The sequence below is a fragment of the Stenotrophomonas maltophilia group sp. Smal12 genome (assembly GCF_037079935.1).
GTDB lineage: Bacteria > Pseudomonadota > Gammaproteobacteria > Xanthomonadales > Xanthomonadaceae > Stenotrophomonas > Stenotrophomonas sepilia.
Window position 1 is genome coordinate 29,875 of sequence record NZ_JBAWUK010000002.1, and the last position, 24,039, is coordinate 53,913.

Consider the following 24,039-nt stretch of genomic DNA (forward strand, 5'->3'; position numbering starts at 1 on the left):
GCACCGTCCGCCACCTCGCAACCGCAGGTGGCTCGCCGTCTGCGAGGAGATTCATCATGTCCGCACGCCCCTTGTTCCCCCAGCTGCACGCCCTGATCGGCGAAGCCGCTGACCTGCTGCCCGCCGACGTCGCCGAGCGCATCGAAACCCTGCTCGATGATCCCAGGGATCTGCTGCCCGCGCTGCTGGCCCGCATGGACGGGCGCGATGCAGCCGACGGTCGACGGCTGGAAGCGGAGGGACTGAGCCCGGCACAGGCGGCCACCATGGCCGGCCTCAGCCGCACCCTGGCCGGCTTGAATGCACTCATGCAGGTGCTGCACGCCGCCGAAGCCGCCCGCGAGCAGGGCGGTGCCCATCAGCAGCTCAGCCCGGATGTCGTAGATGGATTGCTGCTCGGCGCACGAGAACTGGCCCGTTATGCCCGCCTGCAGTTGGAGTAGGTCCACGCCATGCGTGGATGCAGAACACTTTGTAGAGCCGAGCCCATGCTCGGCTTGATGATCGCAGCCGAGCATGGGCTCGGCTCTGCAGCAATTCCACGCTGGCGCCGGGCAGATCGCCGCAATGCGTGGATGCGCTCCGGTAGTGCCGGCCGCTGGCCGGCAACCCGGCCTCAACTCCCAGCCCACCCCAGATACCGCTCATGCAGCGCTTCCACCTGCGCCTGCAGGTCCTCCGGGTGGCCATCGTTGACCAGCACATCATCGGCCAGTGCCAACCGCTGCGCACGGCTGGCCTGGGCGGCGATCATCTTGTCGGCCAGCGCGGCGTCGATGCCGTCGCGCTGCATCAGCCGCGCGTGCTGCACCGCTTCGGGCGCATCCACCAGCAATACCCGGTCCAACCACGGGTAGGCCTGCCGCCCACCGACCTCGGTCAGCAACGGAATGGCGGCAATCGCATAGGGGCTGGCGGCCTGCGCGCACTGCTGTTGCATCAGCAGGCGGATGGCCGGGTGGGTGATCGCTTCCAGTGCCGCCCGTTCGGTCGGGTCGGCAAATACGTGGGCACGCAGGCGCGCCCGGTCCAGGCTGCCATCCGCCTGCAGCATGTCGGCGCCGAAGCGCTCGGCGACGCGGCCCAGGGCAGGGCTGCCGGCGGCGACTATCGCGCGGGCGGCCAGATCGGCGTCGGCCACCACGATGCCCAGCGCCTCGAAACGCCGGGTCACCTCGCTCTTGCCGGCGGCAATGCCGCCGGTCAGGCCCACCACATACCGGCTCATGGGGATTCCCCTCAGCGCAGTCCGCTCATCACCAGGTACTGCTCGACCACGGGCGCGCCCCACATGAAGTACAGCCAACCCGCAATGGCCAGGTAGGGGCCGAACGGAATCGGCGTGGCGCGGTCACGGCCCCGGGTGTACAGCCAGATCGAGCCGATGATGGCGCCCAGCACCGACGACAGCAGGATGATCGGCAGGATGCCCTTCAGCCCGCACCAGGCGCCGAGGGCGGCCAGCAGCTTGAAATCGCCGTGGCCCATGCCTTCCTTGCCGGTCAGCTGCTTGAACAGCCACCAGACCATCCACAGCGACAGATAGCCCACCGCCGCGCCGACCAAGGCAGGCTTGGCCGGCATGTACAGGTTGTCGATGTTGCCTATCAGGCCCAGCCACATCAGGGGCAAGGTCAACTGGTCGGGTAGCAGCTGGGTGCGCAGGTCGATGCCGGACAAGGCGATCAGGAAGCAGGTCAGCACGATGGCGCCGAAGCCCTGCCAGCCGAAGCCGAACTGCCAGACGCAGGCCAGCACCAGCACTGAGGTCAGGGCCTCGACCAGCGGGTACTGCAGCGATATCGGCGCCTTGCAGTGGCGGCACTTGCCGCCCTGGATGATCCAGCTGAACAGCGGGATGTTCTCGTACCAGCTCAGCTTGTGCTTGCAGTGCGGGCAATGCGAGGGCTCGACCACGATCCCCGGTGGTGGGGGCTCGTAGAAGTCCGGTTCCTCCAGGACCTCGCGCGCATCGCGCTTCCACTGCCACTCCAGCCGCTTGGGCAGGCGCAGGATGACGACGTTGAGGAAACTGCCCAGCAGCAGCCCCAGGGCGGCCGCGGCGGGGTAGCCGAGGCCGGGATGCTGGTCGAGAAATGCCATTGCTTATCCTACCGCTCCTGCGAGCTTGAAGATCGGCAGGTACATGCCGATCACGATGCTGCCGACAATTCCGCCAATGATGACCATGATGAAAGGTTCAAGCAGACTGCTCAATGCGTCCACGGCGTTGTTGACTTCCTGCTCATAGTACTCGGCGACCTTGAACAGCATGGCGTCCAGAGCACCGGCCTCCTCGCCGATGCCGGTCATCTGGATGACCATATGAGGAAATAGGTTCAGCTGCTTCATGGCCATGTTCACGGGATAGCCGACCGACACGTCGTCACGCATCCGCAGTACGGACTCTTCGTAGACCTTGTTGCCGGTCGCGCCGGCGACAATGCCCAACGCCTCCACCAAGGGCACGCCGGCCTTGAAGGTCACTGCAGTGGTACGTGCAAAGCGGGCAATTGAGCTGTTGTGCATGATCTGGCCGATCACTGGCACCCTCAGGATCAATCGGTCCATCGTGTGTTGCAGCTTCGGAGAGCGCTTGTAGGCTGCGATGAAGCCAACTATCGCCCCCACAAAAGTGAACAGGATCAGCCACCACCAAGACACCAAGAAGCGAGAAACGCCAACAATCAGCTGGGTGAAAGCGGGCAATTCGGCTCCGAAGCCTTTGAAGACATCTTCGAATTGAGGGACCACCCAGACAAGTAGGATGCCACTGACCAGGATGGCGACTGCCATGACCATGATCGGATAAAACAGCGCCTTCTTGATCTTGCCCTTGAGTGTTTCGATGTTCTCCTTGTAGTTGGCCACAGTGTCAAGCACGGTCTCCAATACGCCAGCGCCTTCGCCCGCGCGGACCAGGTTGCGATACAGTTCGTCGAACTGCACTGGATGTCTGCTGATCGCCTCATATAGGGATGAGCCGCCCTCGATATCGGCGCGGATCGTTCCGATCATCCTCTTCATCCGAAGGTTCTTGTGCCCTTCGCCAATGATCTCGAGTGAAGAGACGATAGGCACACCTGACTTCATCATGGTTGCCATCTGGCGACTGAAGAAGGCAATGTCCTTCGGCGTAATCCTGCTGCCTGTGCTGCCGAAAATAGGCTTTGGCTTCGCCTTCACCGCTTTGGGCGTGATGCCCTGGCGTCTCAATTCTGCGCGCAACAGATTGGCGTTCTTTGCCATCTGCTCGCCTTTCATCTTCACACCCCGCTTGTCGGTCCCCTCCCATACAAACGGCTGCAGTTCCGTGGTGCTGCGCGCCACGGGTTCTTTCTTCATTGCACTGCCACTGACAGACATATCGGCTCCCCAAGACCCGCCATCCCCAGGCGGGTGTCTAGCTCAAGATGGTAGCCGGTTCAGGGCCGTCTGGGCAGCGGGAGAATGGCGGGCTGTGCGATTTCGTGCCGGCCGCTGACCAAAGGTGACGCACTGCGTCACATTGCCGCCTCCATCGCAGATTGGAGTACGGGGGGTTCCCATCCGCGAAATTGCTGCCATCATTGGCGCGGGGAAATCCAGGGGGAGGCGTGCCGGGGTTGGCACGCAACCTGCGTTGAACCACCCGCAGGGGGCAGGGCCCGCTCAACCGGCCATGGGCCGGGTCGAACCTGTCCGCTGACATCAACCACCACCATCTTGGGGATGTACCAAATGAAGAACCAGAAGGGCTTCACCCTTATCGAACTGATGATCGTCGTTGCGATCATCGCCATTTTGGCTGCGATTGCGATCCCGGCCTATCAGGACTACGTCGTTCGTTCGCAGGCGGCTTCCGCCCTGGCTGAGATTACCCCCGGCAAGGTCGGCTTCGAACAGGCGACCAACGAAGGCAAGACTCCGTCGACCACCGCAACCGATGCGGGCTTCATCGGCGTTGCTGCCAGCACCTCCTACTGCAATGTGGCCGTGACTGCCACGACCATTGCCTGCACCACCAAGAACGGCAACGCTACCAAGTTCAACAGCCAGAACATTACGTGGACCCGCGACGCCAACAGCGGCCTGTGGTCCTGCTCCACCAGCCTCGATGCGAAGTATCGTCCGGGCCAGTGTGGTGCTGCCGCCGCTCCGACGCCGTAAGCGGTTGCCGCGCTGATTGAGACAACAAGGGCCCCGCACTGCGGGGCTCTTGCTTTGTAGGGGGTAGCCGTCCGGGGGACGGGGCCACTCGCCGCTGGGGATTGATGTCGTTGGCCGCGAGATTCCGATCTCCTCGGTTCAAGGTGGCTTCTGTGTAGTGTCACAACAGGCAGAGGGCTGTCGAATGATCGGGCCGGGGATGAACTTCGACGTTGTCGCACAGTTGCAGAGCGCTATATCCGGGCTCCTTCCGGAGATGGGGGCATTTCTGCTATTGGCTGCGATCATTAATCGCAAGGATCTTGTGGGCGTTGTTCGGCGTTTACTGCCTGCAGGGTTCCATGTCAACGTCTTTTCTTTTCTGCTAGACGCGCTGCTAATTGCACCGCTTCTGGCAGTAGGCATGGTGTTGATGCAACATTCAGTTGCATGGACATGGACCGGTGCAATGGGTGCGATGTGGGCTGAATTTCCGAAGTGGCTGCTGCTCTTAGTAGTGCTCTTTGTGGGGGATGCAATCGGTTACTTCCGGCATCGGCTCGAGCACTGTAGGTGGCTATGGTTGTTTCACGAGATGCACCACAGTGATCGCAGGATGACTTGGTTCTCTCTGTACCGTTTTCATCCCATCAACCGTTTGACAACGGTGTTCATCGATATGGGGGCGCTTCTGCTCTTTGGGTTCCCGCTGTGGGTCATCTTCATGAACGCGCTCATCCGTCATTACTATGGCTTGTTCATTCACGCGAACGTGCCATGGACCTATGGCGCCTTGGGTCGCCTATTCGTGTCGCCCGCCATGCATAGATGGCATCACGTGCGCAACGGGGAAGGGGTGGGTAACAATTTCGCGACAGTGTTCTCGGTATTCGACCAGTGGTTTGGCACTTGGTATGTGCCCTTTCCGTGCGACGCACCCCTGGGGGTGGCCGGTGCCGGCCACGATTCCTTCTTGCATCAGATCTTCAGTCCCTTCGCTCGCTTGTTTAGGTTGAGGCGTCCCTCCGGTGTCGGGAGCGATGCTGTTCCGTAGGCAATCGGGGGGGGGGGCGAAGGGTGGTCATAGTGCGCTCTCTGGCTGCACTAGCAATGGATTATCCTCTTCAATGTGGGGCGTGCCGGGACGCTGCATTTACGGGTGAACGGTACGAAATTCGATATCACCGGCGTTGATAGGCAAGAGATCAGTAGATGAACACCGTAACCACCGCCAATCTCGTCGGCATCACCGGCCTGGCCCGTCGCTTGGTCCAGGATGGTGCGCTGGACGAGGCTTCCGCCCGCGACGCCATGGCCAAGGCCGCTGCCGCCCGGCAGCCGCTGCCGACCTGGTTCGCGCAGAACAAGGTGGTCGGGGCGGCCCAGTTGGCGGCCGCCAATGCGGTCGAGTTCGGCATGCCGCTGTTCGACGTGTCCACGTTCGACGCCAGCCAGAACGCGATGAGCCTGGTCAGCGAAGAGCTGCTGCGCAAGCACAACGTGCTGCCGCTGTTCAAGCGCGGCGGCAAGCTGTTCGTGGGTACCAGCAACCCGACCCATTCGTTGGACGAGATCAAGTTCCACACAAATCTGGTGGTGGAGCCGATCCTGGTGGATGAGGACCAGATCCGTCGCACGCTCGAGCAGTGGCATGCCAGCCATGACACGCTGGGCGACGCGCTGGGCGGTGACGACGATGGCATTGGTAACCTGGATGTGTCCGGCGGTGAAGAGGACATTTCCGGGGGCGGCGACGCCGGCATCGATGCCAAGGGCGACGACACCCCGGTGGTGAAGTTCGTCAACAAGGTGCTGGTGGACGCGATCCGCAAGGGCGCCTCGGACATCCACTTCGAGCCCTATGAAGACGACTACCGCGTGCGCCTGCGCATCGATGGCCTGCTGAAGATGGTCGCGCGCGCGCCGGTGAAGTTGAACCAGCGCATCGCCGCGCGCCTGAAGGTGATGGCACAGCTGGACATCGCCGAGAAGCGCGTGCCGCAGGACGGACGCATCAAGCTCAACCTGTCCAAGACCAAGCAGATCGACTTCCGCGTGAGTACGCTGCCGACCCTGTTCGGCGAGAAGGTGGTGCTGCGTATCCTGGACGGCAGCGCGGCCAAGCTGGGCATCGACAAGCTGGGTTACGAACCGGACCAGCAGAAGCTGTTCCTGGAAGCCATCCACAAGCCGTACGGCATGGTGCTGGTGACCGGCCCGACCGGTTCGGGCAAGACGGTGTCGCTGTACACCGCGCTGGGCATCCTCAACGACGAGACGCGCAACATCTCCACCGCCGAAGACCCGGTGGAAATCCGCTTGCCCGGCGTCAACCAGGTGCAGCAGAACAACAAGCGCGGCATGACCTTCGCCGCGGCCCTGCGCTCGTTCCTGCGACAGGATCCGGACATCATCATGGTCGGCGAAATCCGCGACCTGGAAACGGCCGAGATCGCGATCAAGGCGGCGCAGACCGGCCACATGGTGCTGTCCACGCTGCACACCAACGATGCGCCGCAGACCATCGCGCGCCTGATGAACATGGGCATCGCGCCGTACAACATCACCAGCTCGGTGACGCTGGTGATCGCGCAGCGCCTGGCGCGCCGGCTGTGCAACAACTGCAAGCGCCCGGCCAATCTGCCCGAGCATGCGCTGCTGGCCGAAGGCTTCACCCAGGCGCAGCTGGACGCGGGTATCGAGCTGTACGAGGCGGTCGGCTGCGATGAGTGCACCGAGGGCTACAAGGGCCGTACGGGTATCTACCAGGTGATGCCGATGACCGACGAGATCGCCACGATCGTGCTGGCTGGCGGCAATGCGTTGCAGATTGCCGAGGCCGCACAGCAGATCGGGGTGAACGATCTGCGCCAGTCGGCGTTGAAGAAGGCCGCTGCGGGCATTACCAGCCTGGCCGAGATCAACCGCGTTACCAAGGATTGAGGTAGCCCGGAGAGCAGCCGAGCATGGGCTCGGCTCTACAGTAGATCCACGCCATGCGTGGATGCCGCGATGCATGAGGTTGCCGGCCAGCGGCCGGCACTACCCGTTGGTGGGCCCGCGTCGGGCCCTGTGCTTACTCCATCCCCAGCTTCTTCAGCTTGTAGCGCAGCGCGCGGAAGGTGATGCCCAGCTGCGCGGCGGTGCGGGTCTTGTTCCAGCGGTTTTCTTCCAGCGCGCGCTGGATGGCGCTGCGCTCGAGCTGTTCGATGTAGGAGGGCAGGGCGGCGCTGCCGGGCTGCAGGTCCACGACGGCTTCGGCGTGCGCTGCGCTGCCGGGCGTGCGCGGGGCATGTTGCGGCAGGCGCAGGTCATCGGCGCCGATGCGGTCTTCTTCGGCCAGTGCCAGTGCACGCTCCAGGATGTTCTCCAGTTCACGCACGTTGCCGGGGAAGGCGTACTGGGCCAGTGCGTCCAGTGCCGACGGCGCCAGCAACGGCGTCGGGCGGCCATGGCTGCGGGCCAGCCGTGCCAGCACCGACGCGGCCAGTTCCGGCAGGTCCTGGCGACGCTCGCGCAGCGGCGGCACCCTCAGCTCAATCACGTTGATGCGGTAGTAGAGGTCGTGGCGGAAACGGCCGTCCTCGACCAGTTCGGCCAGGTCCTTGTGGGTGGCCGAGAGGATGCGCACGTCCACCGGCTCTTCGTTGGCCGCACCGACCGCGCGCACCGATTTTTCCTGGATCGCGCGCAGCAGCTTCACCTGCATCTGCAGGGGCAGCTCGGCCACTTCGTCCAGGAACAGGGTGCCGCCATGCGCGGCCTGGAACAGCCCGGGCTTGTCGGCGTGGGCGCCGCTGAAGCTGCCCTTGCGGTGGCCGAAGAATTCGCTCTCCATCAGCTCGCCGGGAATGGCGCCGCAGTTGACCGGCACGAACGGGCCGGCCGCGCGGGCACCCTGGGCATGGATGGTGCGTGCGACCAGCTCCTTGCCCACGCCGGATTCACCGAGGATGTAGACCGGCGCCTGGCTGCGCGCGACCTTGCCGATGGTGGTACGCAGCACGTCCATGGCCGGCGAGTCGCCAAGCAGGCGTGCGCCCTGTTCGGCGGCAGGGCCGGGCACGGGGCGCTCGGTGTTGTTGAGTTCCAGCGCGTGCTTGACCAGGCCACGCAGCACGGCGATGTCCACCGGCTTGCTGACGAAATCGAAGGCGCCGGCCTTCAGCGCTTCCACCGCCAGGTCCATGCTGCCAAAGGCAGTGATCATCGCCACCGGCGTGCGCGGGTAGTGCTGGGCGATCTCGCTGACCAGCTCGATACCGTTGCCGTCGGGCAGGCGCATGTCGGTGATGCACAGGTCGTACGGATTGCTGGCCAGCAGTTCGCGCGCTTCGGCAAGGTTGGCTGCGGTACTGATGCGCAGCCCCATGCGGCCGAGCGTGAGTACCAGCAGTTCGCGGATGTCGCGTTCGTCGTCGACGACGAGGGCGCTGCGGGTTTCGTTCATGGGCGTGAAAGATAAACGAGGGGGCTGGAAGCGACAAATGTTTGACGCACAGAATCGAGATCAGGTGGGCAACAGCGTATGCGGGCCGGGCAGCACCAGGCGGAAGCAGGAGCCTCCAGCGGGAACCGGGATGTAGTCCAGCCGCGCCTGGTTGGCCCGGCACAGCTCGCGGGCGATGTACAGACCCAGCCCGGTGCCATGCTCGGACGTGGTGAAGAACGGCCGGAACAACTGCGCGGCCACGGTCTCGGGAATGCCGGGGCCACGATCCATCACGTCGATGACCGCGCTGCGCTCGTGCTGCGCCACGCGCAGGCGCACCCGCGCCGGTTGCTGGCCGATGCGCCCGTACTTGAGCGCGTTGTGCACCAGCACGGTCAGCACCTGGTAGAGGTGCTTGCTGTCGACCTGGGCCAGCACCGAGGTGTCGTTGATGATCGGCTCGATGCTGTCGGTCTCCAGCGTCTGCCCCTGCTTGTACTCCAGCACGAAGCGGCGCACGAAGGCGGCCAGGTCGACGTTTTCGGGCGTGGCGCGCTCGCGCCGGGCCAGGCCCAGCACGCTTTCGACGATGCCGTTGGTGCGCTGGCACTGCTGGCGGATGATCTGCAGCAGGCGGCGGTCGCTTTCGTTGAAGCCGGTGCCTTCCTCCAGCAGCTGCACCGCGTAGTTGATCGCGGCCAGCGGGTTGCGGATCTCGTGGGCGAGGCTGGCCGAGAAGCGCCCCATTGCTGACAGGGTGAGCGACTCGGCACGGCGCGAGACCACGCTGGAGTCGTCCAGGAATACCAGGGCCAGCTCGCTGCCGGCCAGCAGGCGCGCAAAGCGGGGCTGCACTTCGGGCTGGTCGGGGTTGAGCTGCAGCGGCAGTTCGTCCTGGGCCCAGCCGTTGCGCCAGCGCTGCAGGCGACGGGCCAGTTCCGGGGCGGCGCTGGCCAGGTCCAGGCGGCCGCTTTCGCCGCTGCCGTCGCTGTCACCGAGCAGCATCGAGGCGGCCTCGTTGGCCAGGGTGACGCGGTTGTCGGCGTCGACCACCAGCACGCCGGTACGCATGCGGCGGATGATCAGCTCGTTGATCTGGAACAGGTTGGCCACTTCATCGCCGCGCTGGTTGGCCAGCTGCTGGTTGCGGCGCGCGCGGCTGCCGACCTGGTAACTGATGAAGGCCAGCGCCAGGTAGCTGGTGGCGAACATCGCCAGTTCGGCCAGGGTACGGGTGGGGTCGCCACCTTCCAGCAGCTTCCAGGTGTATTCCACGCCGGTGGCGAGGCTGGCGGCCAGGGCCAGGCCCAGCCCCAGGCTGAGCGGCAGCAGGGTGGCGGCAGCGGCGATGTTGAACAGCAGCGACATCGAAATGCCGGCGCTGGCACCCGGCAGGGCATGCGACAACAGGGTGGCGGCGACAATGTCCACCAGCACGCCGCTGACCACGATCGGGCGCAGCCAGCGTTCATTGCGGCCGATCACCAGGGCCAGCAGCGAGAGCACCAGGTAGATGGCGGCGACGGTGTCGGCCAGCCGTGGATGGTGGGCTTCGCCGACCATGGCCGACAGGGGGCTGTAGAGCAGGGCGGCGATGACCGAGGCGATCAGCACCCGGTACAGCGCGAAGAAATACAGCTCACGCCGCGGAATCGATTCGATGCGGTCGATCAATGAAGCACTGGGTGACACGCCGGAACTCCCCTTCTGGCTGCCTGGGTCTGGAATCTGCGGCGGGCCTGCCCGGCGTCCCCTGAGGCCGGGCGGTACGTCGCTTCGATGTGGCTTGCGGTGGAAGCCGTCGAGCACCCCCGACGCTACACACCCTGGCTGACCAGTATAGGGCCGCCGGCGGGCGCCCGCCGGTGCGGCCCGGATCGCGCATTTGGCCTGGGATGGATACCGCTGGCCAGCCGGCCCCCGGGCGCAACTGCCTGAATGACGGCGGAAATCTGGCCGGGTCTGGCGTTTTGTACAGACTTCTTTGCGCCCCGGCGCCGGCTCGGCCACAATAGTGGGCCCGCCGCGGTCCGTGCCGGTGCCTCTTCGAGGGGGCCCTGAGGAATTGCGTGCGGTCGTTCCTATTCCCACGGTGACGCATGAATTTCCACGAATACCAGGCAAAACAACTGCTTGCCGAATACGGCATCCCGGTCCCGGCCGGCAAGGTCGCGGCGACCCCGGACGAGGCGGTTGAAGTCGCCCAGTCGCTGGGCCAGGGCCCCTGGATGGTCAAGGCGCAGATCCACGCTGGCGGCCGCGGCAAGGCTGGCGGCGTCAAGTTCTGCAAGACCGTCGACGACGTGAAGGCCGCAGCGGCCAAGATGCTCGGCACCAAGATGGCCACCTACCAGACTGCCGGCGTCGAGCTGCCGATCAACCTGGTGCTGGTGACCACCGCCGGTGAGATCGTCAAGGAGCTGTACCTGTCGGTCCTGGTGGATCGCGGCACCCGCACCATCAGCTACATCGCCTCTTCCGAAGGCGGCATGGAAATCGAGCAGGTCGCTGCCGAGACCCCGGACAAGATCCACACCCTGAACGTGGACTTCGTCGAGGGCGTGCAGGGTTACCACGGCCGTGACATCGGCTTCAAGATGGGCCTGACCGCCAAGCAGGCCGGCCAGTTCGCCAACATCATGGTGAACCTGTACCGCATCTTCAACGAGAAGGACCTGGCGCTGGTTGAGATCAACCCGCTGGCGATCCTGGACGATGGCAACCTGTACGCGCTGGACGGCAAGTTCAACAGCGACGACAACGCCAACTTCCGCCACAAGGAACTGGTCGCGATGCGCGACAAGTCCCAGGAAGATGAAACCGAAGTGACCGCTTCGGAGCTGGACATCAACTACGTCACCATGGACGGCAACATCGGCTGCATGGTGAACGGTGCCGGCCTGGCCATGGCCACCATGGACGTCATCAAGCTCAACGGCGGCGAGCCGGCGAACTTCCTGGACGTGGGCGGCGGTGCGAACAAGCAGCGCGTCATCGAAGCGTTCAAGCTGATCCTGTCCTCGGACAAGGTTGAAGGCATCTTCGTCAACATCTTCGGCGGCATCGTCCGCTGCGACATGATTGCCGAAGGCATCATCGCCGCCGTGAAGGAAGTGGGCGTCAAGGTTCCGGTCGTGGTGCGCCTGGAAGGCACCAACGTGGAAGAGGGCAAGCAGCTGCTGCGTGACAGCGGCATGGCCATCATCCCGGCTGACAACATCAACGACGGCGCCAAGAAGGTCGTTGAAGCGGTCAAGAACGCCGCCTGATCCACGACACCGAAGGAAATTCCCATGTCTGTTTTGATTAACAAGAACACCAAGGTGATCGTGCAGGGCTTCACCGGCCAGCAGGGCACCTTCCACGCCACTCAGATGATCGAGTACGGCACCCAGGTTGTTGGCGGCGTGACCCCGGGCAAGGGTGGCACCACCCACATCGACCTGCCGGTCTTCAACACCGTTGCCGACGCCGTGCAGAGCACCGGCGCCAACGCTTCGGTCATCTACGTGCCGCCGCCGTTCGCGGCCGACGCGATCCTGGAAGCTGCGGCTGCCGGCATCAAGGTCATCGTCTGCATCACCGAAGGCATCCCGGTGCTGGACATGCTGCGCGTGAAGAACGTGCTGACCCGTTCCTACCCGGACACCGTGCTGATCGGGCCGAACTGCCCGGGCGTCATCACGCCGGGCGAGTGCAAGATCGGCATCATGCCGGGCCACATCCACAAGCCGGGCAAGATCGGCATCGTGTCGCGTTCGGGCACCCTGACCTATGAAGCGGTCAAGCAGACCACCGAAGTCGGCCTGGGCCAGTCCACCTGCATCGGCATCGGCGGTGACCCGATCAACGGCCTGAACTTCGTCGACTGCCTGAAGCTGTTCAACGAAGACCCGCAGACCGAAGGCATCATCATGGTCGGCGAAATCGGCGGTGACGCAGAAGAAGCCGGCGCCGAGTACATCAAGAACCATGTGAAGAAGCCGGTCGTCGGTTTCATCGCCGGTGCGTCGGCTCCGGCCGGCAAGCGCATGGGCCACGCGGGCGCGATCGCCTCGGGCGGCAAGGGCACCGCGGAAGGCAAGTTCGCCGCGATGGAAGCCGCTGGCGTGGTCACCGTCCGTTCGCCGGGCGACCTGGGCGCTGCCATCGCCAAGCTGGTGAAATAAGATCGGCTGCCTCGCGCAGACGATGCTGTAGAGCCGGCCGCTGGCCGGCTGCCTGAAACAGAAGGGCCGCCTATGGGCGGCCTTTCTGCGTCTGGCGCCCTGACGGTTCCGGTAACCCCATCCACGCATGGCGTGGATCTACTGAGCCGGGGCTGTCCACGCAGTGAACGCCCCCGGCGCGCGCACGACGCGGCGTTACAATGGAAGCATTGCAACCACAGGCTGGATTCCCATGGCTTCGATCCGCATCGCGATGGCGCAGTTCGACTTCCCGGTCGGCGACGTCGCCGGCAACACCGAGCGCATCATCGAGATGATCGGCCAGGCGCGCGATGAGTACGGCGCCGAGCTGGTGATGTTCCCCGAGCTGGCGGTGAGCGGCTACCCGCCGGAGGACCTGCTGCTGCGCCCGGGTTTCCTGTACGAGTGCGAGCAGGCGTTGACCCGCATCGCCACCGCCTGCCGTGGCATCACCGCCGTGGTCGGCTGGCCGCAGGCGGCTGGCGCGGTGGTCTACAACGCTGCCAGCGTACTGCGTGACGGCCTGGTCGAGCAGACCTACCGCAAGCGCGAACTGCCCAACTACGCGGTCTTCGACGAGCGCCGCTACTTCGACGTCGATCCGGATGGTGGCAGCTGCGTGTTCGAGGTCAATGGCATTCCGGTCGGCCTGCTGATCTGCGAAGACCTGTGGTTCGCCGAGCCGCTGGCCGACACCATGCGCGCGGGTGCGCAGCTGGTGGTGGTGCCGAATGCTTCGCCCTACGAGCGTGGCAAGCACGCCCAGCGCGACGCCGTGCTGGCCGCGCGTACCCGCGAGAGCGGGGCGGCCATCGCTTACCTCAACGTGGTGGGCGGCCAGGATGCGCTGGTGTTCGACGGTGCTTCGGTGGTGGCGGATGGTGATGGCACGGTGCACCCGGCCGCTGCTGCCTTCGTCGACCAGTGGCTGGTGGTGGAGTATGACGGTGAGACCCGCCGCTTCATGCCGCATGTGTGGATGGACGACGGCGACGAGAGCATGGACGCGCTGGCCTGGCGCGCGGTGACCCGTGGCATCCAGGACTACTGCCGCAAGAACGGTTTCAGGAAGGTGTGGCTGGGCCTGTCCGGTGGCATCGACTCGGCCCTGGTGCTGGCATTGGCCGTGGATGCGATGGGCGCAGAGAACGTGACCGCCGTGCGCCTGCCGTCGCGCTACACCGCCGGCCTGTCCAACGACCTGGCCGCCGAGCAGTGCCGGGCACTGGGGGTGAAGCTTGAGGCTGTGTCGATCGAGCCGGCGTTCAAGGGCCTGATGGAATCGCTGGCGCCGATGTTCGAAGGCACCGCGCCGGACGTGACCGAAGAGAACCTGCAGTCGCGCAGCCGCGGCGTGATCCTGATGGCGCTGGCCAACAAGTTCGGCGGCCTGCTGCTGACCACCGGCAACAAGAGCGAGTACGCGGTCGGCTACGCCACCATCTACGGCGACATGTGCGGTGGCTACGCGCCGCTGAAGGACCTGTACAAGACCGAAGTGTTCGGCCTGTCCAAGTGGCGCAATACCGTGGGCGGCGCACCGGTGATCCCGCCGGCGGTGATCAGCCGCCCGCCGTCGGCCGAGCTGCGCGAGAACCAGCTGGACCAGGACTCGCTGCCGGCCTATGACGTGCTGGACGGCATCCTGTACCGCTACATCGACCAGGAGCAGTCGCGCGGCGAGATCGTGGCCGCCGGCTACGACGCAGCCGTGGTCGACCGCGTGCTGCGCCTGGTGCGCATCAGCGAGTGGAAGCGGCACCAGGCCGCGCCGGGGCCGAAGGTCTCGCGCCGCGCGTTCGGCCGCGAGCGGCGCTACCCGATCAGCAACGGCTACAAGGGCTGAGGCAGCGCTTGGCGGTTAGTGCCGGCCGCTGGCCGGCAACCCGTTGGCCCCTCTCCGGTGGGGGCGGATCTTGGTCCGCACGATGGTCGAAGATCATCCTCGCTTGGCGTGGATCTACCGGACTCCGTCGAGCAACTGTTCGAGGCCGGCGGTTTCCGCAGCGTCGTTGAAGGGATCGTCCCCCAGTCGCGCACGTACGAACCCCAGGCCATCGGCGGCGGCTGCGTCCAGCGTGCCCCGGTGGTCGACGGGGTAGCGCCGGAACGCGACCGGCTCGCCTCGCAGGGCCAGGCCAGCGGCGTACAGCAGGGTGGTCAGGTAGGGCACATCGCGGTCCTGGCTGCCATGGCCCAACATCAGCGGTTGGCTGAAGCCGCGGCGCGGTACGCCGAGATAGTCGTACAGCACCGCCCAGATGCCCGGCACGCTGGCCAGCGGTGCAGTGAACATGCTGCCGGTGTCGGCGCCGTCCAGCGTGGTGGCCAGTTCGCCCAGGCACTGCTCGCGTGCCACGGCCACACGGGCGCGGCCGGCGTCGCTGAGGACGCGGTCGATCTGTGGCGCGACCTGCAGCAGGCCATCGAGCAGATACGCGTGATACGCGTTGAGCGCGCCAGGATTGGCCGTGCGGTTGTCCGGCTTCATCACCAGCGCGGTCAGTTCGACTGCGGTGGGCGTGCCGGTGGTGAAGCTGCCGCGGTACTGCAGCGACGGTCCACCATAGGTGGGGGCGATGTGGCCCGCCGTGAGCGCGGCGGCACCGCCCTGCGAATGGCCGACCGAGACCCAGCGTGGCGACAGCGTCCCGTTGCCGAGGTACTGGCGGCTGGCCTTGATCATGTCGATGGCGTTGCGCGCGGCAGTGCGCACATGCAGATAGGCATGGTCGCCTGAGCTTCCGAGGCCCTGATAATCCGCGGCGACCACTGCATAGCCCTGTGCCAGGAACCGATCGAGGAAGCGCCCGTCGCGTTCGGGTTGATAGGGGCCGGAGACCGAGGGCGCACAACGATCCGCAATGCCCTGGGTGCCATGCGCCCACGACACCACCGGCCAACCGCCGATGGGCGGCGTGCCGGCGGGCAGGTACAGCAGGCCGGTGCCTTCGGCCAGCTGCCCGCGGTGATCCGGGGTGCGGTAGTGCAGTTTGTAGGCCTGGGCGGCCTGGGACGGCACCCAGGTGGCGCGATAGGGGGCTGCGGACAGCAGATCGCCCGGTGCGCCCTGTGCGGCGGCCGGCGGCGCCGAGGCCAGCGCCAGCAGCGCGATGGCGAGGAGGCAGGACAGAGGGCGGATACTGCGGGGCAGTGAGGCCATGGGGCGCTCCGTGATGGCCGGTGTGGCCGTGACGCTGCAGTGTGGATGGCCGTGCCCGGGCGGGCCGCGACCGGCGTCGCATCCGCCGTGGATTCGTAGCATTCCTAGGTGCCGGCCCCGGCGCGGGGAGGCGGGCGAGGAAAGCAGTCGAGCATGGCTCGACTCTACAAAGAAGAAGGGCCCCGTCGGGGCCCTCGCTTACTTCTTTTCCAGTCGCGCGTTGCGCTGGCCGGTGCTGGCGGACTTCTCGCCGGCGAACGGGTTCAGCTTGCGGATCATCCACGGGTACTTCGGCCACTTGCCTTCCAGCCACGGGTGATCCGGCTGGTTCAGCTGCAGGACGCGGCGGGCGTCGTCGGCCAGGGTCTTGTTGCCCAGGTGGGTGTAGGAATCGGCCAGCACGGCCACGGCGTCGTACTGGAAGGCGCTCTGCGGGTAGGTTTCCAGCAGGTAGTTGGCGCGGCCCACGGCTGACACCCAGGCGCCGCGGCGCATGTAGTACAGCGCGTTGTCCAGCTCGTGCTGGGCGAACACGTCACGCAGCTCCAGCATGCGCTGGCGCGCATCGGCGGCGTAGCGGCTGTTCGGGTAACGATCAACCACGATGTTGAAGTCCGAGTACGCCTGGTGCGGCGTGGACAGGTCGCGGCGGCTGGCATCCAGCGACCATACGCGGCGCAGGAAAACCGTACTGCGGTTGGAGTTGGCCAGGCCGCGCAGGTAGTACAGATAGGCAATGTTGCGGTGGGTCGGGTAGGTACGGATGAAGCGGTCGATGCTGGACACCGCGTCATCGTGCTTGCCGGCCTTGTACTGCGCGTAGGCGGTTTCGATCATCGCCTGCTCGGTGTACGGACCGTACGGATACTGGGCCACCAGACGGCGGAAGCTGGCTTCGGCGCCGCTCCAGTTGCCGCCCTGCATCAGCTTGTGGCTTTTCTCGTACAGCTGTTCGACCGGCACGCCTTCATCGGGGCGATCACCCTTCTTGGCGCCGCGATGGCAGCCGGTTGCGGCGATGACCAGCACCAGCAGCAGGGCGGTGAGGCGGACGGGCGCGGAGAGCATGGCGGAGCGTCGGATCATGGGGTCGAGGCGGGACGCGGCTGGAATACGAAGGGTCGATGATAGCCTAGTGTCCTGTCCAGCGACTGAAACCGGCCGCCGGGACCCCAAAATTTCAAAGAATGCCCCCTGCCATGTCTGAACAACCCTCTGAATCGGCCCGCCAGGCCATCGTCCCCGACACCGCTGCGGGCCGTCGTTTCGACGCGGTCGTGGCCGAACTGTTCCCCGAATACTCGCGCTCGCGGTTGACCGAGTGGATCAAGGCCGGTGAGGTCCTGCTGGACGGTGCCCAGGTGCGCCCGCGCGATCCGCTGCGTGGCGGCGAGGTGGTGACCCTCAACGCGGTGCTGGAAACCCAGACCGACGCCCAGCCGGAGGACATCCCGCTGGACGTGCTGTTCGAGGACGAGCACCTGCTGGTGATCAACAAGCCGGTGGGCCTGGTGGTCCATCCGGGTGCCGGCAACCACAGCGGCACCCTGGTCAACGCGCTCCTGTTCCGCGATCCGTCGGTGGCGGTGCTGCCGCGCGCCGGCATCGTGCATCGCCTGGACAAGGACACCAGCGGCGTGATGGTGGTGGCCAAGACCCTGGAAGCGCAGACCGCGCTGGTCGAGCAGCTGGCGGCACGTGACGTGCACCGTCAGTACCTGGCCATCGTGATGGGCGCACTGGTGGCCGGTGGTACTGCCGATGCCCCGATCGACCGCCACCCGCGCGACCGCCTGAAGATGGCGGTGCGTGAGGACGGCAAGGAAGCGGTGACCCACTACCGCCTGCGCGAGCGCTTCCGGGCACACACCGCGCTGGAGTGCCGCCTGGAAACCGGCCGTACCCACCAGATCCGCGTGCACATGGCGCACGTGCGCCATCCGATCATCGGCGACCCGCTGTATGGCGGCGCGCTGAAGCTGCCCAAGGGCGCCAGCGACGAGCTGGTGGCCGCGCTGCGCGGCTTCAAGCGCCAGGCCCTGCACGCCGAGACCCTGGAGTTCACGCACCCGATCACCGGTGAACCGGTGCGCAACACCGCGCCGGTGCCGGAGGACATGCTGCACCTGCTGAAGGTGCTGCGCGAAGACAGCGAAGCCTTCGCCGCCCGCGAGCGGGACCGCTGGTGATGGCGGCCGCGCTGCCGTTGCTGCAGGCCGACTGGCCGGCGCCCGCAGGCGTCCATGCGCTGACCACGCGCCGGCACGGCGCGGGCATCTCGCCGGCGCCGTTCGCGCAGTTCAACCTGGGCAACCGGCACGCGGCCGATGGTGATACCCCGGCCAACGTGGAGCACAACCGCCAGCTGCTGCAACAGGGGCTGGCGCTGCCGTCGGCGCCGCACTGGCTGCGCCAGGTGCACAGCAGCACCGTGCTGCGCTTCGATGCACCGCCGGTGCCCGGCGCGCGCGAGCCGGTGGCCGACGCGGCGGTAACCTCGGTGCCGGGCGTGGTGCTGGCGATCCTGACCGCCGACTGCCTGCCGGTGGTGTTCGCCGCCGCGGACGGCAGCGAGGTGGGCGCGGCCCATGCCGGCTGGCGGGGGCTGGCCGACGGCATGCTGGAGGCCACGGTGGCCGCCCTGCAGACGCCGCCGGCGCAGCTGCGGGCCTGGTTGGGCCCGGCCGCCGGGCCGTCCGACTATGAGATCGGCGAGGAGGTCTATCACGCCTTCGTCGGCCATGATCCCGCTGCTGAGCGGGCGTTCGTCGTGACCCGTCCCGGACACTGGAAGGTGGACCTGTTCGCGCTGGCGCGGCAGCGCCTGCAGTCTGTGGGGATGGACCCGGCACAGGTGTATGGGGGCACGGTGTCGACGATGGCCGACCCGGACCTGTATTCGCATCGGCGCGATCGTCGCACCGGGCGCATGGCGACCCTGGCCTGGATCGCGCCCTGACTGCGCCGCTGTTCGCGCGTGTGCTGGGGCCGGCCTTCGCCACCCTGGCAGGACCGGTGCAGGCGCTGCATGCCGCGCCGTTGCCCTGCCGCTACGTGGGGCAGGCCTGCATCGTGAGGGGGCGGCACTGGCTGGTGCCGCTGCTGGCTGCGTTGGCGCGGTTGCCACAGGACGGTGACGCGCTGCCCACCGAGGTGGCGTTCAACCGCTACCGGCAGGGCGAGCAGTGGGCGCGGCGGTTCGGCCGCTGGCCAATGGTGTCGCGGCTGTGGGCGCACGACGGGCATCTGCGCGAGCAGCTGGGCGCGGTGCGCTTCGAGTTCGCGCTGCGGGCCCGCGACGGTGGTATCGACTGGTCGGTGCGCCGGGTCTGGGCGTTCGGGCTGCTGCCGCTGCCGACGCGTTGGTTCGGCGGTGTGCGCTGCCGTGAAGCCTGGCAGGGCGAGCGCTACACTTTCCTGGTCGATGTGACGCTGCCCTGGGCCGGAGCCCTGATCCGCTATGAAGGTTGGCTCGAACCGCGGTGACGCTGCCGCCGAGGCTGGCAGCGCGGTGATCGTGTTCGATGGCGTGTGCGCACTGTGCAATCGCTGGGTGCGGTTCCTGCTGCGTTTCGACCGCAGGGGGCGCTACCGCTTTGCAGCGATGCAGGGGCAGAAGGGCAGCGCGATGCTGCGCGCGCACGGGCTGGATCCGCAGGACCCGATGTCGTTCCTGCTGCTGGACGCACAGGGTGCCTGGACCGATACCGATGCGATCCTGCGCGTACTTGCGGGGCTGGGCGGCGCCTGGCGCCTGGCCGGCGTGCTGCGGCTCGTGCCGCGCGGCTGGCGTGATGCGGCGTATCGCGCGCTGGCACGCAACCGCTACCGCTGGTTCGGTCGGCATGACACCTGCCATCTACCCGCACCGGAACAGGCCGCGCGGTTCCTGGATTGACGAAAAAGGGGACGGAGGGGATTAAGTCGTTTGTGCACAAACGACTTAATCCCCTCCGTCCCCTTTTTCTTCAGCCTTCGAGTGCGTCGAGGTAGCTGCGGCGCCAGTGGTTGATGTCGTAGGTGCGCAGATGTTCCATCATCGCGTGCCAGCGTTCCTTGCGCCTGCTCAGCGACATCGTCGCTGCGGTGGCGATCGCATCGGCCACGCCGTCGAGGTCGTGCGGGTTCACCAGCAGTGCCTGCTTCAGTTCGTCGGCGGCGCCGGCCAACAGTGACAGCACCAGCACGCCGGGATCCTCCGGGTCCTGCGAGGCCACGTATTCCTTGGCCACCAGGTTCATGCCATCGCGCAGCGGCGTGACCAGGCCGACCGCCGCCGCTCGGTAGAAGCCGGTGAGCGTGGCATGGGTGAAGTTCTGGTTGACGTAGCGCAGCGGCGTCCAGTCCGGCTCGGCGTGGCCACCGTTGATGTGGCCGGCGATCTGTTCCAGTTGGCTGCGCAGCTGCCGGTACTCGGTGACATCGCCGCGCGAGACCGGCGCGATCTGCAGGTAGGTGAGCGAGCCGCGCTGGTCGGGGTGGCGCTGCAGGTAGCGCTCGAAGCCGAGGAAGCGTTCGGGCAGGCCCTTGGAGTAGTCCAGGCGATCCACGCCGATCGCCAGCTGGCGGTCCCGCAGGCTGCTGCGCAGGTTCTTCACTGCGGTCTTGGTCGCGGCGGTGCCGGCCTGGCGCGCGATCAGTTCGGTGTCGATGCCGATCGGGAAGGCCGCCGCGCGGAATCGGCGCCCACCGGGCGCTTCCAGCTCACCGTTGTCGAGCACGCGGCCACCACCGAACAGGCGCAGGTAGGTCTGGAAGCGATCGGCATCGCGCTGGGTCTGGAAGCCGACCAGGTCGTAGGCGTACAGCGCGGAGAATAACCGCAGATGATCGGGCATGGCCTGCAGCAGGTCGGCGGACGGCATCGGGATGTGCAGGAAGAAACCGATGCGGCAGCCGATGCCGCGCTCGCGCAGCAGTGCGCCGAGCGGGATCAGGTGGTAGTCGTGGATCCAGACGATGTCGTCCTCGCGCAGCAATGGCGCGAGCTTGTCGGCGAACAGCGCATTGACCTTGTGGTAGGTCTCGCGGGTGCCGCGGTCGTAGTCGACCAGGTCCAGCCGGAAGTGCAGCAGTGGCCACAGCGTGCGGTTGGCGAAACCATTGTAGTAGCCATCGACTTCGCGCTTGCTCAGGTCCATGGTGACGTAGTCGATGTCACCGTCCTTCTGCCGGTGCAGCGTGCCGCTGCCTTCCTTCACGGTCTTGCCGCTCCAGCCGAACCACAGCCCGCCGCGCTCCTTCAGGGCGGCCAGCAGGCCGACCGCCAGGCCGCCTGCGCGGTTCTCGCCGGGCACGGCCACACGATTTGATACCACGACCAGACGACTCACGATGCCTCCTGCCAGGACCGTGACAGGCGCATCGCGGCGGTGATCAGGCCGACATGCGAATAGGTCTGCGGGAAGTTGCCCCAGGCCTCGCCGGTGTCGAAGGCCAGATCCTCCGACAGCAGGCCCAGGTGATTGCGCTGCCTCAGCAGCAGTTCGAACATCTCGCGCGCCTCGTCCAGGCGCCCGATCGCCGCCAGTGCATCGATGTACCAGAACGTGCAGATGGTGAAGCTGGTTTCCGGTTCACCGAAGTCATCCGGAGCGACATAGCGGTACAGCGAATTGCCATGCTTGAGGTCACGGCCGATGGCTTCGACGGTGGCGATGAAGCGGGCGTCCATCGCGTCGATGAAGCCGATGTCGGCCAGCAGCAGCAGCGAGGCGTCCAGGCGATGGCCACCGAAGGTATCGGTGAAGTGGCCCAGCTCTTCGCTCCAGGATTCGGCCATGATGCGCGCGTGGATGGTGTCGGCACGTGTGCGCCAGTAGTGGGCGCGGTCGTCGCGCTTCAGCCGCACGGCGATCTTGCACAGGCGGTCGCAGGCGGCCCAGCACATCGCGCTGGTGTAGGTGTGTACCTCGGTGCGGCCGCGGAACTCCCACAGGCCGGCATCGGGTACGTCGTGCAGGGCGAAGGCCTGCTCGCCGAGGGGTTCGAGGCGGGCGAAGGTGTGCGCATCACCCGGGTCCTGCAGGCGCCGGTCGAAGAACAGCTGCGTGGACGCCAGCACGACGCTGCCGTAGACATCGTGCTGGCGCTGCACCCAGGCCAGATTGCCGCGTCGTACCGGGCCCATGCCGCGGTAGCCGGACAGGCTGGGGACCTCATCCTCGTCCAGCTTGGCTTCGAAGCCGATGCCGTACAGCGGTTGCAGCGTACCGTCGGTGGTGGCCAGGTTGAAGATGTAGCCGAGGAACTGTTCCATCGTGCGCGTGGCGCCGAGGCGGTTCAATGCACGCACCACGAACGCGGCATCACGCAGCCAGCAGTAGCGGTAATCCCAGTTGCGCACGCTGCCGGGGGCTTCAGGAATGGAGGTGGTCATCGCCGCGATGATCGCGCCGCTGTCCTCGTACTGGCACAGCTTCAGCGTGATCGCACTGCGGATCACCGCGTCCTGCCATTCCAGGGGAATGGACAGGTAGCGCACCCATTCGCGCCAGTAATCGCGGGTACGCTGGAAGGCCTCCTGCACATAGCCGCTGATCGAACGGTTGAGCGATTCATCCACGCCCAGGATCAGGTGGATGGGATGGTTGAGCACGAACGGCAGGCCGTCGCGCACGAAGCGCACCGGCACGTCGGTGGTCAGCCGCAGCACGTGTTCGGGCAGCACCCAGCGCACATGGTTGCTGCCCCAGGTGGATTCCGGAACGCGCGCGCCCCAGTCCGCCAGCGGGCGTGCGCGTACGGTGATGCGCGGGCTGCCAGCCAGCGGACGCACCTGGCGGATCAGGCTGACCGGGCGGTAGAAACGGTCGTTCTGGCGCCAGCGTGGGGCGAAGTCGAGGATTTCCAGTTCGCCGCCGTGCGCGTCGCGCAGCACGGTGCGCAGGATCGCCGTGTTGGTCAGGTATTCCTGCTCGCTGCTGGCGAAGTCTTCCAGCTCGATGGCGAAGTCGCCACCGGTCTGCTGGCTGGGGCCGAGCAGCGCACAGAAGGTAGGGTCGCCGTCGAAGGTGGGCAGGCAGCTCCAGACAACGCGGGCACGTTTGTCGACCAGGGCGCCGAAGCTGCCGTTGCCGACCACGCCCAGATCAAGATCGGGTTGGGTCATCACGCGGTACATCTCGGTTGCGGCCGTGGGGGTTGGCCGGGTCAATAGGCATTCTCACGCAGCCAGGCGTGCACGCTGCGTATGTCGGGCAGCGCGAACACCGCCGCGCTGGGTTCACGTTCACCCACCAGCACGCTCCAGCCATGCTGGCCGTTGGCGGCATCGAAGCCGAACTCATCGGTCAGGTCATCGCCGAGGAACACTGGCAGGCGACCGCGGAAGGGCAGGTACTGCATCATCCGAAGCACCGCACGGCCCTTGTCGGTGCCGACGGGCACGAACTCGACCACATGGTCGCCGGGCTGCAGGCGGTAGCTGGCACGGCCCCGCACGTGGCGGTCGGCGAAGGCGCGGACGTCCCTGGCTGCATGCGGCGCGCCGCGCCAGTGCAGGGCCAGGCCGACACCCTTGTCTTCCACCAGCACGCCGGGATGGCCGTGGGCGAAGCGCATCGCCTGCTGGTGCAGTGCGTGCAGCCATTCGGCGGTGTCGTCGTCGTGTTCGTCGCGCAGTACGCGGCCATCCTGCCCACGCAGTTCATGGCCATGCAGGCCCGCAGCAGGCAGTTGCAGCGGAGCGAACAGTTGATCCAGCTGTTCGAGCGGGCGGCCACTGACCAGTGCCACGGCACCTTCCAGGCGGTCGCTGATGCGGCCGATGGCTTCGCGCACATCCGGCAGCAGCTGCACGGCATCCGGGCGTGCAGCGAATTCGATCAGGGTGCCGTCGACATCGAGGAACAACGCGCAGGCGTCATCCAGCAATGGCGGTGGCGGACGCAGGGGGAGCGGTTCAGCCATGAAGCCCAGCTTGCCAGCGTGGGCGTGTACGTGGGGTCGAGGGCGGGCTACGGATCGGGGTAGTGCCGGCCAACGGTCGGCACCCACCCAGAGCGATCACCTCCGGTGGGTGGCGCCCCGTGGTGGGGCCGCAGGGGGGGCGTGGCTGGCGCCCCGGGCGTGGGGGCCCAACGGCCGCCCCCCCCCCGGTGGGTTTGTGTCAATCAAAAATAACC

21 protein-coding genes are annotated in these 24,039 nt (G+C 66.4%); 11 read left to right on the forward strand and 10 right to left on the reverse strand.

The window, feature by feature from the left end:
- Positions 1-56 precede the first annotated feature (56 nt).
- Positions 57-443: a hypothetical protein gene (locus tag WDC87_RS01355; RefSeq protein ID WP_053499205.1), complete on the forward strand. Its 387-nt coding sequence runs from the start codon at positions 57-59 to the stop codon at positions 441-443.
- Between the two features lie 173 nt (positions 444-616).
- Here WDC87_RS01355 and coaE read toward each other — a convergent pair whose 3' ends face one another.
- Genes coaE through WDC87_RS01370 form a run of 3 tightly spaced genes read right to left on the reverse strand, consistent with a single transcriptional unit; the run spans position 617 to position 3,366 of the window.
- Complete coding sequence (gene coaE, locus WDC87_RS01360) at positions 617-1,228, reverse strand: dephospho-CoA kinase (protein ID WP_252744558.1); 612 nt, start codon at positions 1,226-1,228, stop codon at positions 617-619.
- Between the two features lie 11 nt (positions 1,229-1,239).
- Positions 1,240-2,103 carry an A24 family peptidase gene (locus WDC87_RS01365; RefSeq protein WP_049416956.1) on the reverse strand — a complete coding sequence of 288 codons (864 nt, stop codon included), beginning with the start codon at positions 2,101-2,103 and terminating at the stop codon, positions 1,240-1,242.
- A gap of 3 nt (positions 2,104-2,106) precedes the next feature.
- Positions 2,107-3,366: a type II secretion system F family protein gene (locus tag WDC87_RS01370; RefSeq protein WP_049416954.1), complete on the reverse strand. Its 1,260-nt coding sequence runs from the start codon at positions 3,364-3,366 to the stop codon at positions 2,107-2,109.
- A gap of 354 nt (positions 3,367-3,720) precedes the next feature.
- Here WDC87_RS01370 and WDC87_RS01375 point away from each other — a divergent pair, with 354 nt between their 5' ends.
- The 3 genes from WDC87_RS01375 (at position 3,721) to pilB (ending at position 7,071) form a co-directional block, all read left to right on the forward strand.
- Positions 3,721-4,149, forward strand: a complete 429-nt coding sequence (locus tag WDC87_RS01375) for a pilin (protein ID WP_252744559.1) — start codon at positions 3,721-3,723, stop codon at positions 4,147-4,149.
- Positions 4,150-4,348: 199 nt separating this feature from the next.
- Positions 4,349-5,182, forward strand: a complete 834-nt coding sequence (locus WDC87_RS01380) for a sterol desaturase family protein (RefSeq protein ID WP_301655227.1) — start codon at positions 4,349-4,351, stop codon at positions 5,180-5,182.
- A gap of 158 nt (positions 5,183-5,340) precedes the next feature.
- On the forward strand, positions 5,341-7,071 hold the full coding sequence (pilB, locus tag WDC87_RS01385; protein WP_252744334.1) for a type IV-A pilus assembly ATPase PilB: 1,731 nt from the start codon (positions 5,341-5,343) through the stop codon (positions 7,069-7,071).
- Positions 7,072-7,204: 133 nt separating this feature from the next.
- On the opposite strand, the gene WDC87_RS01390 is transcribed toward pilB, so the two are convergent.
- A complete protein-coding gene (locus tag WDC87_RS01390; protein ID WP_072167645.1) occupies positions 7,205-8,578 on the reverse strand; it encodes a sigma-54 dependent transcriptional regulator in 1,374 nt (457 codons plus the stop codon).
- 60 nt (positions 8,579-8,638) lie between these two features.
- The gene (locus WDC87_RS01395) at positions 8,639-10,252 is read right to left on the reverse strand and encodes an ATP-binding protein (RefSeq protein WP_065178928.1); all 1,614 of its coding nucleotides are present in this window, start codon (positions 10,250-10,252) and stop codon (positions 8,639-8,641) included.
- A 407-nt stretch (positions 10,253-10,659) separates the two neighbouring features.
- Here WDC87_RS01395 and sucC point away from each other — a divergent pair, with 407 nt between their 5' ends.
- From sucC to WDC87_RS01410, 3 genes are all read left to right on the forward strand, one after another.
- Positions 10,660-11,829 (forward strand): ADP-forming succinate--CoA ligase subunit beta, encoded by a 1,170-nt coding sequence (sucC, locus tag WDC87_RS01400; protein ID WP_005418614.1) that lies wholly within the window; start codon positions 10,660-10,662, stop codon positions 11,827-11,829.
- A 24-nt stretch (positions 11,830-11,853) separates the two neighbouring features.
- On the forward strand, positions 11,854-12,729 hold the full coding sequence (gene sucD / locus WDC87_RS01405) for a succinate--CoA ligase subunit alpha (RefSeq protein ID WP_005418610.1): 876 nt from the start codon (positions 11,854-11,856) through the stop codon (positions 12,727-12,729).
- A gap of 232 nt (positions 12,730-12,961) precedes the next feature.
- Positions 12,962-14,596, forward strand: a complete 1,635-nt coding sequence (locus tag WDC87_RS01410) for an NAD+ synthase (protein WP_065178926.1) — start codon at positions 12,962-12,964, stop codon at positions 14,594-14,596.
- Positions 14,597-14,710: 114 nt separating this feature from the next.
- Here WDC87_RS01410 and WDC87_RS01415 read toward each other — a convergent pair whose 3' ends face one another.
- Together WDC87_RS01415 and WDC87_RS01420 are read right to left on the reverse strand one after the other, a co-directional pair.
- A complete protein-coding gene (locus WDC87_RS01415) occupies positions 14,711-15,913 on the reverse strand; it encodes a lipase family protein (protein ID WP_227837956.1) in 1,203 nt (400 codons plus the stop codon).
- 198 nt (positions 15,914-16,111) lie between these two features.
- On the reverse strand, positions 16,112-16,999 hold the full coding sequence (locus WDC87_RS01420) for an outer membrane protein assembly factor BamD (protein WP_032960726.1): 888 nt from the start codon (positions 16,997-16,999) through the stop codon (positions 16,112-16,114).
- A gap of 113 nt (positions 17,000-17,112) precedes the next feature.
- Between WDC87_RS01420 and rluD the strand changes: the two genes are divergently transcribed.
- The 4 genes from rluD to WDC87_RS01440 are packed head-to-tail and all read left to right on the forward strand — an operon-like array spanning position 17,113 to position 19,811.
- The gene (gene rluD / locus WDC87_RS01425) at positions 17,113-18,102 is read left to right on the forward strand and encodes a 23S rRNA pseudouridine(1911/1915/1917) synthase RluD (RefSeq protein ID WP_080376926.1); all 990 of its coding nucleotides are present in this window, start codon (positions 17,113-17,115) and stop codon (positions 18,100-18,102) included.
- Positions 18,102-18,872: a peptidoglycan editing factor PgeF gene (gene pgeF, locus WDC87_RS01430; RefSeq protein WP_072167648.1), complete on the forward strand. Its 771-nt coding sequence runs from the start codon at positions 18,102-18,104 to the stop codon at positions 18,870-18,872. Before rluD ends, pgeF begins: the two co-directional genes overlap by 1 nt.
- A gap of 20 nt (positions 18,873-18,892) precedes the next feature.
- Positions 18,893-19,399: a DUF4166 domain-containing protein gene (locus WDC87_RS01435; protein WP_252744333.1), complete on the forward strand. Its 507-nt coding sequence runs from the start codon at positions 18,893-18,895 to the stop codon at positions 19,397-19,399.
- A complete protein-coding gene (locus WDC87_RS01440; protein WP_072167650.1) occupies positions 19,374-19,811 on the forward strand; it encodes a thiol-disulfide oxidoreductase DCC family protein in 438 nt (145 codons plus the stop codon). The genes WDC87_RS01435 and WDC87_RS01440 overlap by 26 nt, the downstream gene beginning before the upstream one ends.
- 70 nt (positions 19,812-19,881) lie before the next feature.
- On the opposite strand, the gene otsA is transcribed toward WDC87_RS01440, so the two are convergent.
- From otsA to otsB, 3 genes are read right to left on the reverse strand one after another with little or no spacing between them, the layout of a single operon-like run.
- A complete protein-coding gene (otsA, locus tag WDC87_RS01445) occupies positions 19,882-21,246 on the reverse strand; it encodes an alpha,alpha-trehalose-phosphate synthase (UDP-forming) (RefSeq protein ID WP_061480565.1) in 1,365 nt (454 codons plus the stop codon).
- A complete protein-coding gene (locus tag WDC87_RS01450; protein ID WP_072167689.1) occupies positions 21,243-23,024 on the reverse strand; it encodes a glycoside hydrolase family 15 protein in 1,782 nt (593 codons plus the stop codon). Before WDC87_RS01450 ends, otsA begins: the two co-directional genes overlap by 4 nt.
- Before the next feature lie 41 nt (positions 23,025-23,065).
- Positions 23,066-23,824: a trehalose-phosphatase gene (gene otsB / locus WDC87_RS01455; protein ID WP_061480563.1), complete on the reverse strand. Its 759-nt coding sequence runs from the start codon at positions 23,822-23,824 to the stop codon at positions 23,066-23,068.
- Between the last annotated feature and the right edge of the window lie 215 nt (positions 23,825-24,039).

Coding starts and splice junctions, on each gene's coding strand:
- WDC87_RS01420 (WP_032960726.1), bottom strand. CDS start 16,999: ATGATCCGACGCTCCGCCATGCTCTCCGCGCCCGTCCGCCTCACCGCC.
- pilB (WP_252744334.1), top strand. CDS start 5,341: ATGAACACCGTAACCACCGCCAATCTCGTCGGCATCACCGGCCTGGCC.
- WDC87_RS01365 (WP_049416956.1), bottom strand. CDS start 2,103: ATGGCATTTCTCGACCAGCATCCCGGCCTCGGCTACCCCGCCGCGGCC.
- WDC87_RS01380 (WP_301655227.1), top strand. CDS start 4,349: ATGAACTTCGACGTTGTCGCACAGTTGCAGAGCGCTATATCCGGGCTC.
- WDC87_RS01355 (WP_053499205.1), top strand. CDS start 57: ATGTCCGCACGCCCCTTGTTCCCCCAGCTGCACGCCCTGATCGGCGAA.
- WDC87_RS01370 (WP_049416954.1), bottom strand. CDS start 3,366: ATGTCTGTCAGTGGCAGTGCAATGAAGAAAGAACCCGTGGCGCGCAGC.
- otsB (WP_061480563.1), bottom strand. CDS start 23,824: ATGGCTGAACCGCTCCCCCTGCGTCCGCCACCGCCATTGCTGGATGAC.
- WDC87_RS01440 (WP_072167650.1), top strand. CDS start 19,374: ATGAAGGTTGGCTCGAACCGCGGTGACGCTGCCGCCGAGGCTGGCAGC.
- WDC87_RS01415 (WP_227837956.1), bottom strand. CDS start 15,913: ATGGCCTCACTGCCCCGCAGTATCCGCCCTCTGTCCTGCCTCCTCGCC.
- WDC87_RS01450 (WP_072167689.1), bottom strand. CDS start 23,024: ATGACCCAACCCGATCTTGATCTGGGCGTGGTCGGCAACGGCAGCTTC.
- WDC87_RS01375 (WP_252744559.1), top strand. CDS start 3,721: ATGAAGAACCAGAAGGGCTTCACCCTTATCGAACTGATGATCGTCGTT.
- pgeF (WP_072167648.1), top strand. CDS start 18,102: ATGGCGGCCGCGCTGCCGTTGCTGCAGGCCGACTGGCCGGCGCCCGCA.
- sucC (WP_005418614.1), top strand. CDS start 10,660: ATGAATTTCCACGAATACCAGGCAAAACAACTGCTTGCCGAATACGGC.
- sucD (WP_005418610.1), top strand. CDS start 11,854: ATGTCTGTTTTGATTAACAAGAACACCAAGGTGATCGTGCAGGGCTTC.
- WDC87_RS01410 (WP_065178926.1), top strand. CDS start 12,962: ATGGCTTCGATCCGCATCGCGATGGCGCAGTTCGACTTCCCGGTCGGC.
- rluD (WP_080376926.1), top strand. CDS start 17,113: ATGTCTGAACAACCCTCTGAATCGGCCCGCCAGGCCATCGTCCCCGAC.
- WDC87_RS01390 (WP_072167645.1), bottom strand. CDS start 8,578: ATGAACGAAACCCGCAGCGCCCTCGTCGTCGACGACGAACGCGACATC.
- coaE (WP_252744558.1), bottom strand. CDS start 1,228: ATGAGCCGGTATGTGGTGGGCCTGACCGGCGGCATTGCCGCCGGCAAG.